Annotated in this window: 8 protein-coding genes and 2 pseudogenes; 5 read left to right on the plus strand and 5 right to left on the minus strand. The window is 60.5% G+C overall.

The annotated features are described in order from the left end of the window. Positions 1-21: 21 nt before the first annotated feature. The 3 genes and pseudogenes from trpA to GG26_RS12980 form a co-directional block, all read right to left on the minus strand. A pseudogene (trpA, locus tag GG26_RS12970) lies at positions 22-867 on the minus strand (tryptophan synthase subunit alpha). Positions 868-928: 61 nt separating this feature from the next. Beyond that, on the minus strand, positions 929-2,344 hold the full coding sequence (locus GG26_RS12975) for an ABC transporter substrate-binding protein (protein ID WP_414391037.1): 1,416 nt from the start codon (positions 2,342-2,344) through the stop codon (positions 929-931). A gap of 112 nt (positions 2,345-2,456) precedes the next feature. Beyond that, positions 2,457-2,672, minus strand: coding sequence for a hypothetical protein (locus tag GG26_RS12980; RefSeq protein WP_414391039.1), 216 nt, complete (start codon positions 2,670-2,672; stop codon positions 2,457-2,459). A gap of 28 nt (positions 2,673-2,700) precedes the next feature. Between GG26_RS12980 and GG26_RS12985 the strand changes: the two genes are divergently transcribed. Beyond that, positions 2,701-3,549 carry a class I SAM-dependent methyltransferase gene (locus tag GG26_RS12985; protein ID WP_414391042.1) on the plus strand — a complete coding sequence of 283 codons (849 nt, stop codon included), beginning with the start codon at positions 2,701-2,703 and terminating at the stop codon, positions 3,547-3,549. An 8-nt stretch (positions 3,550-3,557) separates the two neighbouring features. Here the strand turns inward: GG26_RS12985 and GG26_RS12990 are convergent, their stop codons facing one another. Then, positions 3,558-4,346, minus strand: a complete 789-nt coding sequence (locus tag GG26_RS12990) for an amino acid ABC transporter ATP-binding protein (RefSeq protein WP_414391045.1) — start codon at positions 4,344-4,346, stop codon at positions 3,558-3,560. 274 nt (positions 4,347-4,620) lie between these two features. Between GG26_RS12990 and GG26_RS12995 the strand changes: the two genes are divergently transcribed. From GG26_RS12995 to GG26_RS13010, 4 genes are all read left to right on the plus strand, one after another. After that, a complete protein-coding gene (locus GG26_RS12995; RefSeq protein ID WP_414356383.1) occupies positions 4,621-5,640 on the plus strand; it encodes an amino acid ABC transporter substrate-binding protein in 1,020 nt (339 codons plus the stop codon). A 45-nt stretch (positions 5,641-5,685) separates the two neighbouring features. Then, on the plus strand, positions 5,686-6,921 hold the full coding sequence (locus GG26_RS13000; RefSeq protein WP_228375474.1) for an amino acid ABC transporter permease: 1,236 nt from the start codon (positions 5,686-5,688) through the stop codon (positions 6,919-6,921). 3 nt (positions 6,922-6,924) lie between these two features. Further along, positions 6,925-8,130 (plus strand): amino acid ABC transporter permease, encoded by a 1,206-nt coding sequence (locus tag GG26_RS13005; RefSeq protein ID WP_414391049.1) that lies wholly within the window; start codon positions 6,925-6,927, stop codon positions 8,128-8,130. 267 nt (positions 8,131-8,397) lie between these two features. Continuing rightward, on the plus strand, positions 8,398-8,754 hold the full coding sequence (locus tag GG26_RS13010) for a twin-arginine translocase subunit TatC (protein WP_414391052.1): 357 nt from the start codon (positions 8,398-8,400) through the stop codon (positions 8,752-8,754). Here GG26_RS13010 and GG26_RS13015 read toward each other — a convergent pair. Then, positions 8,701-8,838, minus strand: a pseudogene (locus GG26_RS13015) (HEPN domain-containing protein); the annotation flags it as partial. The gene GG26_RS13010 and the pseudogene GG26_RS13015 sit on opposite strands and share 54 nt — an antisense overlap. Positions 8,839-8,913: the final 75 nt, after the last annotated feature.

Raw genomic sequence — 8,913 nt, forward strand, 5'->3', positions numbered from 1 at the left:
AAGTTGGTTTGCTAAGTGCTGCTATTGTACCCCTTGAGTCCTTAACAGGCTGTAACACTCTGGAGTGGTCACCTCTTGCAGGGCCGCTTTGAGGGCTCGACAAAAGTGAGCTATTTGTTGCAGTCCTTCTTCAGGCGTGGGGGCTTTGGCCAGCCGTTGCACAAATGCGCTGCCCACAATCGCCGCATCTGCTCCCCAGAGAGCGATCTGGCGGGCCTGGTCGGGAGTGGAGATGCCGAAGCCCACCCCAATCGGCAGGGGGGTTTGTTGGCGCAGTTGCTGCAGCAAAGCCGGGATCCGCTTTTCCAGGGTGGCCCGTTCGCCGGTAACGCCGGTGGTGCTGACCAAGTAGACAAAGCCACTGGACTGCTAGGCAATGCGGCGCATGCGCTCCGGGGGGCTGGTGGGGGCCACCAGCAGGATGAGGTCGATCTCTTCGGCCTGGGCTGCTTGTCGCAGGGATCCCGCCTCTTCCAGAGGCAGATCGGGGACGACCAAGCCGGCACAGCCGGCCTGCCGCAGTTGATGCAGAAAGTTGGGGATGCCGAGCTGGTGGATGGGGTTGTAGTAGGTGAACAGGATCAGGGGGGCCTGCAGCGAGAGACAGCGCAAGCCTTGTAGAATGGCGCCCAAAGTGACTCCCCGACTGAGGGCGCGGGTGGCTGCTGCTTGGATCACCGGCCCATCCGCCAAGGGATCCGAGTAGGGTACCCCCAGCTCGATGAGATCGGCGCCACTCTGATCCAGAACCTGCAAAGCCTCGAAGGTCGTCTCCAGGTTGGGATCCCCGGCGGTGAGGTAGGGGATGAGGGCTTTTTCACCACGGCTGCGCAGCGCCTGAAAGCAGGCTGTGATCCGAGTGGGCATGGGATCCATTCGATTCTGAGGAGATTGAGAGCATCCCCCACTGTAGCGTCTGCCGGGATCCCTAGGGGAGAGGCACAAAATCGTAGCCGGTACCGGAGCGGTTGCCGGGCTCAACCCGCACCAGCACATGGGGAGCATTGCGGTCGCCGGAGGGCAAGAAGCGCACCTCTCCCGAAGCCCCGTCCTGGAGGAGGAAGTTGGGATCCTGCAAACGGGCCAGCACAGCGCTGCGGCTGGTGGCTCCTTGGCTGAAAGCTTGCAAGAAAACCCGGGTGGCATCATAAGCCAGAGCGGTGCGCCAGCTCACCTGCCCTCCCCAGAGCTGGGCTGCCTTCTGGGCAAACTCGCGGTTGCGCGGCACCTGGGGATGCCAGGGTACCGCCACCACCAAGCCCTCTACCGCTGCTCCCCCTTCTTGCAATGTGGTGAGGCTGAAGAGCACATCGCCGCCCAGAAGAGCAAGGGGCTTACCAGCTACAGCGTTCTCGCGGGCTACGGCCAGCGCTTTTTCGGCTACGGAAGCCGTGGGAGCTAAAAAAGCTACCTGGGCTCCTTGGCCGACGGCCCTTTGCAGGCTGGCCTGGGGGTTGAAGTCCGACGCCGATAAGTCGAACTCCGCCAGCACGATGCCCCCTTCGCTGGTCAGGGTGGAGGCAAAGGCGTCCCGCAGGCTGGTACTGTAAGCGCTGTTGGGGTTGTAGAAGATGGCCACCCTTTGCAGCCGCAACGTGTTGAGAGCATAACGGGCCAGTTGCGTGCCGGCCACTTGATCCGAGGGCACGGTGCGAAAAATGGCATCCCCCAGCATGCTGATGCGAGTGCTGGTGGAGGTGGAGGAGATCATCGCCAAGCCGGCAGGCTGATAAACCTCGGCTGCAGCCAGGGTGGCATCGCTGGTGTTATGGCCAATCACCCCCAAGATCTCAGGCTGCGCCACCAGGGCTTTGGCCACCGCTGCTGCTCGCTCAGGGTTATCGCCATCGTCGGCAATCACTACCCGCAGCAGCCGTCCTCCGATTCCCCCCTGTTGGAAAAGCTCCTCCTGAGCTTGTGCCACCCCCCGCAGGGTCTCTTTGGCGCGGTTGGGGTTGCTGGAGATGGGCACCACCACCGCCAGGCTCAAGGGACTGCCCTGCTGCTGGGCGCGGGCGTTGTTCAAGAAAATGCGAGCTTCCGGGTCGTTGCGGTTGCTTTGCAGACCCATTTCCAACACCGAGATGGCTGCGCTGAGGTTACCTTGGCGCAACAGCTCTGCAGCGGCAACGGCAGCGGGACTGCTATCGGCAAACAAGGTGCGCTCGCCGCTGGTCAGGAGCAGATCTTGTGCTCCACCCCCCAACCCTGGCAGCGATACTGGCGGTAGAGAAATGCCTTCCGGCCAGCGAACATAGCCCGCCTGCCAAGCACGATGACCGCCCCAGAGGAGCAATAGACCCAGGACGATGTAGACAATGGGTGGCGGAGACTTGACAACCATGATTCAGGGAAGAAAACGCCGACCTTCGGCCAGCAAAGACACTGCTCGCGCCCTCAGGGATCCTCAAAAACCCGTCTTTTCAAGGATTTTCAGAGGCTTCTCGAAGAATAACTTAAGGGCGGGGACGGTAGGAAGGGCTGTTGCGGTATTGACGCTCTAGCTGCTCCACAATGGAAATGGGAACGGATGAGGTCTCGGAGGGCTCTTCTGGTGGGGTGCCGGCCTGCGGTCTGGTCTCCGCGTTGAACTGCCGAGATGTTGCCCAAACCACTGCTGCAATCAGCAAAAGGACGATAGCGGCACCGTAAAGAAAGGCGACGATGGCCATCGGGTCAACGGTTTAGCTTTCCCCTTCCATGATAAAGGCTGTCGAGAATTACCCACTTCAGGATCCCTTAGAGCAAGCCCTATGGGACTGGCACCGAGGAGAGGCCAAGGGATCCCTGCTCTTGCATGCCTACGGCCTGGAGGGGATCCCGTTGGCGGAAGAGCCCCAGGTGGTCTCCCCAGAGGTGTTCTTCACCCAGGAGCTGCCGGAGGTGGAAGCCTTGGCCTTGGAACTCTGCCGCGGTCGGGTGCTGGACATCGGCGCCGGCACGGGCCGCCACAGCCTGCTGCTGCAGGAGGAAGGATTGGCCGTGGCTGCCTTGGATCGCTCCCCTGTGGCTTTGCAGATTATGGCAGAGCGGGGGGTGTGTTGCCGCATTGCCGCCGATCTTTTCCACTGGGCGGGGCCAGGAGAGCCCTTCGATACCCTACTCCTGCTGATGAACGGCGTCGGCTTGGCGGGATCCCTGTCGGGCTTGGAGCGTTTTTTGCGCCTGGCTCGCCACTGGGTTCAGCCCACTGGCCAGTTGCTCCTGGATTCCACCGATTTGAGCGATGCCAGCGACCTCGCAGATCTGCGGAATCTGCCGGCAGAAGAGGGAGGGCGTTTAGAAAACTTGGAAGATCCCTCTGGCAAGCTGGCCGCTCCTGCCCACCTCGAAGCAGGTGGCTCAGAAGATTGGCAGGAAGGGAGCGAGGCAAAAGCCAAGGTAGTGAACTTTGTAGCCGAGTACAACGGCCAGCGGGGGGATCCCTTTCCCTGGCTATTTGTAGATCCGGAAACCCTGCTGCAGTGTGCCCACGCCAACGGCTGGCAGGGGCAGATTGTCTATCAAGAGCCGGAGGGGGCTTTTCTGGCACGCCTCACCCCCTTCTGAAGGACTCGCTAGTGGGAAAGGATCTGGGATAAAAACAGGCGGGAGCGCTCTTCTTTCGGATTGCTGAAAAACTCTTGGGGGGTGTTTTCCTCCACGATCTTGCCGCGGTCGAAGAAGATAATCCGATCCGCCACCTCGCGGGCAAAGCCCATCTCGTGGGTTACACACACCATGGTCATGCCCGAGCGGGCCAGCTCCCGCATCACGTCCAGCACCTCTTTGACCATCTCCGGATCCAAGGCCGAGGTGGGCTCATCGAAGAGCATCACCGCCGGATTCATGGCCAAGGCGCGGGCAATCGCCGCCCGCTGCTGCTGCCCCCCCGAAAGTTGCCCCGGGTATTTTTCTGCTTGCTCGGCGATCCCCACGCGGCTTAGCAGTTCCATAGCCCGCTCTATCGCCTCACTTTTTTTCATCTTTTTCACGTGGATTGGGCCAAGGGTTACATTTTGCAAAACCGTGAGATGGGGAAACAGGTTGAACTGTTGAAAAACCATGCCCACCTCGCGGCGAATGGCATCGATGTTGCGCAGGTCGCTGGTTAGCTCAATGCCATTTACCACAATGCGCCCTCTCTGGTGTTCTTCTAAGCGGTTCAACGTGCGAATAAACGTTGACTTGCCCGAGCCTGAAGGCCCACAGACCACCACCACCTCTCCGCGGCGGATGCGGGTGGTAATGCCCTTGAGGACGTGGAAATCGCCGTACCATTTGTGAACATCTTCGCATTGGATAATGTCAGCGCTGGCTGCACTTTGCGGAGAGAGTGAAGACCTTATGTGCGGGGATCCTTGCATGGGTGGGTGACTCCCTAAGTTTCACCAAAGCAGGCATGGGTACCATGGCAGAACTGGCCGAGCCACAACCGTAGCCTCTGCAACATTTCCATACGCCCTGACATGTAAGGCTTTGAGAAAATCGTAGGCGCCTATGGCAAACCATTCTATGGGGTGTGGCAGGAGTGTAACTCAATGGCACGGTATCTCGGTTGAAGTGCCGTGTATGAACGACTGTTGACGACGAAGATCTTGAGGATTGACATGGGGTAATTTTATGAACTGGATAAAGCATTTGAACGGATTGGCTCCCTTGGCCGGGGCACTGGCGTTGTCTATGGGCCTGCAGTCCCTTCCCGCTTGGGCGCAGCTGGGGCCGCTCACCGACCGCATCAAGGCTCGGGGCGAGTTGATCTGTGGGGTAAACAACCAACTGCCCGGATTCGGCAACCTGGATGACCAAGGCAAGTATGTGGGTTTTGATATCGACATCTGCCGGGCAGTAGCTGCCGCTCTCTTTGGAGATCCGGACAAGGTTCGATACGTCTACCTGACGGCGGCCAATCGCCAGTCTGCGATTCAGTCGGGCGAGGTCGATATGATTAGCCGCAACACCACCTGGACCCTCACCCGGGATCGCGAGTGGGCGGTGACCTTCGGCCCCACCACCTACTACGACGGCCAAGGATTTATGGTGCGGAAGTCGCTGGGGGTGGAAAAGCTGGAAGACCTGAACGGGGCCACCATCTGTGTGATTGCCGGCACCACCACTGAGCTGAACTTGGCGGATACCTTCCGCGCCCGTGGCATTGCCTTTACGCCAGTAACCTTCGACGGCGATGATTCCTCTTTCAACGCCTACGAAGAGGGCCGTTGCGATGCCATCACCAGCGACCAAAGCGCCCTCATCTCCCGCCGGGCCAGCTTGGCTTCTCCCGACGACCACGTGATCTTGCCGGAGGTGATCTCCAAAGAGCCCTTGGGGCCGCTGGTTCCCCACGGAGATGAGAGTTTCTCCGACATTATGAACTGGACGGTCTACGCCCTCTTCTATGCAGAAGAAAAGGGGATCACCAGCGCCAATGTGGACGAGTTCCTCAAGTCCGAGGATCCCGACATTCGCCGCTTCTTGGGCCAGGAAGGCAACCTGGGAGAGCTGCTGGGCCTGAAGCCGGATTGGGTGGTCAATGTCATCAAGGCGGTGGGCAACTACGGCGAGATCTTCGACCGCCACCTGACCCCCTTGGGCGTGCCGCGGGGCTTGAACCAGCCCTACACCAAAGGTGGGATCCAGTACGCGCCGCCTTTCCGCTAATCGCAAATCCGGGAGCCATCGCCCCCCCTGGGACAGGGATCCCGGTTGGTCAGTACCGGCCAGGGATCCCCTATTCTCTGCTGTGCTCTGAATTTTTGCTTGCCCCGCATGACTTCTCTGTCCGACCAGTCCCACCTTCGCCCCCCCTGGTGGCGGAATGAGCGCATCCTAAAAGTTCTGCTGCAGGTGGCCTTTGTCGTGGCCGTGCTGCTGGTGTTCGGGATCCTCGCCCAAAATCTCCTCGCCAGCCTGCGCCGCCTGGGCATCAGTTTGGGCTTTCGCTTTCTGGACAACTCCGCCAACTTTGGGATCACCGAGGGGCTGATCCCCTACGACCCCTCCGAGAGCTACCTGAAGGCTCTGGCGGTGGGAGCGGTGAACACCCTCTGGCTGTCGGCAGTCAGCATTGTGTTGGCGACGGCGATGGGCTTTGTCCTGGGGATGGCTCGCCTCTCCAGCAACTGGCTGGCCCGCCAGCTGGCCACCGTTGTTACCGAGATCTTTCGCAATGTCCCGGTGCTGCTGATCGTGATCTTCTGGTACCAGGGGGTGATCCTCACCCTGCCGGGGGTGCGCAACAGTCTCTCCATCGGCGGGCTTGTCTTTATCAACCAGCGGGGAGTGAAGCTGCCCGGGTTGGATCCCAGCGGCTGGCTGGTTCCCGCGCTGGCCATTGTAATCGCGGCTGGGTGGGGGATCCGCAAGCTGCTCCTAGTCTGCCGACCCGAGCTGGGATCCCGGCAGCGGAACCTGTGGGTGGCTGCGGGGGTGGTGCTGCTGGCGGTGGCCTGCTGGGTGCTCTTCCCAGAGCCGCCGGTGCGGCTGGATGTCCCGGTACTGGAGCGCTTTAACTTCCGGGGTGGGATCCAGCTTTCGGCGGAGTTTACCGCCATGATGCTGGGCTTGGTGACCTACACCGGCTGCTACATTGCCGAAGTGGTGCGGGGATCCTTTTTGGCGGTGCCGCGGGGGCAGTGGGAGGCGGCCCGGGCCGTCGGCCTGTCGGAGCTGCAAACCTTTCGCTTGGTGATTGTGCCCCAGGCCCTGCGGATCATGATCCCCTCGTTGAACACTCAGTATCTCACCCTGATCAAAAACTCCAGCTTGGCCATTGCCGTTGGCTTCTCCGATCTGTTCAACATCAGCAGCACCATCATCAACCAGTCGGGACGTTCGGTGGAGATGTTCGCCATCCTCATGGCCACCTACCTGACCTTTAACCTGGTGGTTTCCTACGGCATGAACTGGCTCAATGCCCGCGTCAAATTGGTGGAGCGCTAACCCATGCCCAGCAGTCTCTCCTCTCCCCTTGTAGAAGAAAAGGTACTCCCCCCCAGGGAGAAACAAAGTCCGCTGGCTTGGGTGCGCCGCAACCTGTTCGACTCCTGGTTGAGCACCTTGCTCACCTTGGTCTCCGCCTTGGTGTTGGCCTGGGCAATTTCCCTGTTCTGGAACTGGGCGTTCACCCAAGCCCGCTGGGAAGTGATCCCGGCCAACCTGAAAATCTTTGCCAGCGGCACCTACCCCAGCAGCCAACTGTGGCGGGTGTGGGCGGTGTTGGGAATTGTGCTGGCCACCTTGGGGGTAGCGGGGGGGGCTTGGGGCGGTGTGCTGCTGCACTACCTCATTCTCTTGGGAGCTGCTATGGGCTTGGCCGCTTTCCTGCCTTTGGGAACCCAGTCGCAGGGGTGGCTGGCGGTTTGCTCTGGCGTCACTTTTGCCGCTATTGCCCTCAGTCGCGGACGGGAATCCTGGCGGCTGGCTTCCATCTGGGTTTGGGCCTTGATCTTGCCCCTCTGTCTGCAGCTGCTGCTGGGCAACCTGGGCCCCAATTGGCCGGCAGTGCGGGCTGAGCAACTGTCTGGACTGCTGCTGACCTTGATCTTGGCGGCAGCCGCCATGATCATCGGCTTCCCCATTGGGGTGTTGCTGGCGTTGGGCCGGGCCAATCGGGCGTTGCCGGTAATCCGGATCTTCTGCACGCTGGTGATCGAGCTGGTGCGGGGGGTGCCTCTGACCACCATTCTGTTTGCCGCCTGGCTGTTGGTGCCCTTCTTTCTGGGGGGGATCAGCGTCAACCTGATCATCCGGGCGGAGGTGGCCTTCATCTTGTTTACAGCCGTGTACGTGGCCGAGGACGTGCGGGGCGGCCTGCAGTCAATCCCGCTGGGCCAGCTAGAAGCGGCACGGGCGCTGGGCTTGAACCCCTTTCAAGTGACCGCTTTGGTGATTTTGCCCCAGGCGTTGCGGGCAGCTGTTCCGGCGCTGGTGAACGAGTTCCTCACCCTCTTCAAAGACACGTCACTGGTGTTCATTGTCGGCCTCATCGACCTGCTGCAGGCGGGGCGCGTGGTGTTCACCAACCCCAACTGGCTAGGCACCCAGCGGGAAGTGCTGTTTTTTATCGGCCTAATCTACTTCATCTGCTGTTTTGCCATGGCCTATGCCGCCCAGCAGGTGGAAAAGGCGCTGGGCTTGGGCAAGCGCTAAAAACTGCAACCGCTCCCCTTCCCAGTTTCATCTGCTCAGGCCCCGGGATCCCCTTAACGGGCTTGGGCCACCGCCCAATGGCGAGGAGTGTTGGGCAAGTGCTTTTCCCTGGAGAGGGGGCAGCGCTAAGATAGCGGGGAACGTCTCGTTACACCTTGGCCCATGACCCTTGCCTCTGAGACCGAGTCCCCGGAACAAGCCGCGGCGGCCCCTGAGCCTGGTCGGGTGCGGGATCCGGAGTTTCCCTACGAGGTCGAGATGACCTTGATGGAGCACTTGGAAGAGCTGCGCAGCCGCCTGTTGGCCAGCGTGATCGCGGTGGCGATCTGCATCATCGCTTGCTTTGCCGTGGTGAATCGCATTGTCGCCCTGCTGGAGGTGCCCGCTCGGGGGGTTACCTTTTTGCAACTGGCGCCGGGGGAGTATTTTTTCGTTTCTGTGAAGGTGGCAGCCTACTCGGGGCTATTGCTGGCCACGCCCTTTTTGCTCTGCAACCACGCTCGTCAGATCATCGTCAGAGGCGAGCGTGATTTCCAAATCGTCGTAGCGGAAGGCGACGGCAAAAGGGTTCAGCCGGCGCAGTTGGCTTTCCGTGACTGGCAGCGTCACGCCGCGATTCGCTAACAGGCGCGCCAGCTTGACCAGATCGTGTGTGCGCTCGAACTCGATCTGTTGCAGGAACAAGACCGCCTTGAGCGATTTCTCCACCGCCTGCTGGGCGTGGAAATAAGTACAGCCTTTTAATTTAAAATAGGGTACAGGTATTCAAGAGGAAGGAGAGAA

Origin of the sequence: Synechococcus sp. 'PEA 65AY6A-5F PE A', from assembly GCF_047462575.1 — a bacterium.
Classification (GTDB): Bacteria; Cyanobacteriota; Cyanobacteriia; order Thermostichales; family Thermostichaceae; genus Thermostichus.

Excerpts from the sequence above, each read along its gene's own strand:
- GG26_RS12975 (WP_414391037.1), bottom strand. The coding sequence starts at position 2,344 with ATGGTTGTCAAGTCTCCGCCACCCATTGTCTACATCGTCCTGGGTCTA.
- GG26_RS12980 (WP_414391039.1), bottom strand. The coding sequence starts at position 2,672 with ATGGCCATCGTCGCCTTTCTTTACGGTGCCGCTATCGTCCTTTTGCTG.
- GG26_RS12985 (WP_414391042.1), top strand. The coding sequence starts at position 2,701 with ATGATAAAGGCTGTCGAGAATTACCCACTTCAGGATCCCTTAGAGCAA.
- GG26_RS12990 (WP_414391045.1), bottom strand. The coding sequence starts at position 4,346 with ATGCAAGGATCCCCGCACATAAGGTCTTCACTCTCTCCGCAAAGTGCA.
- GG26_RS13005 (WP_414391049.1), top strand. The coding sequence starts at position 6,925 with ATGCCCAGCAGTCTCTCCTCTCCCCTTGTAGAAGAAAAGGTACTCCCC.
- GG26_RS13010 (WP_414391052.1), top strand. The coding sequence starts at position 8,398 with ATGGAGCACTTGGAAGAGCTGCGCAGCCGCCTGTTGGCCAGCGTGATC.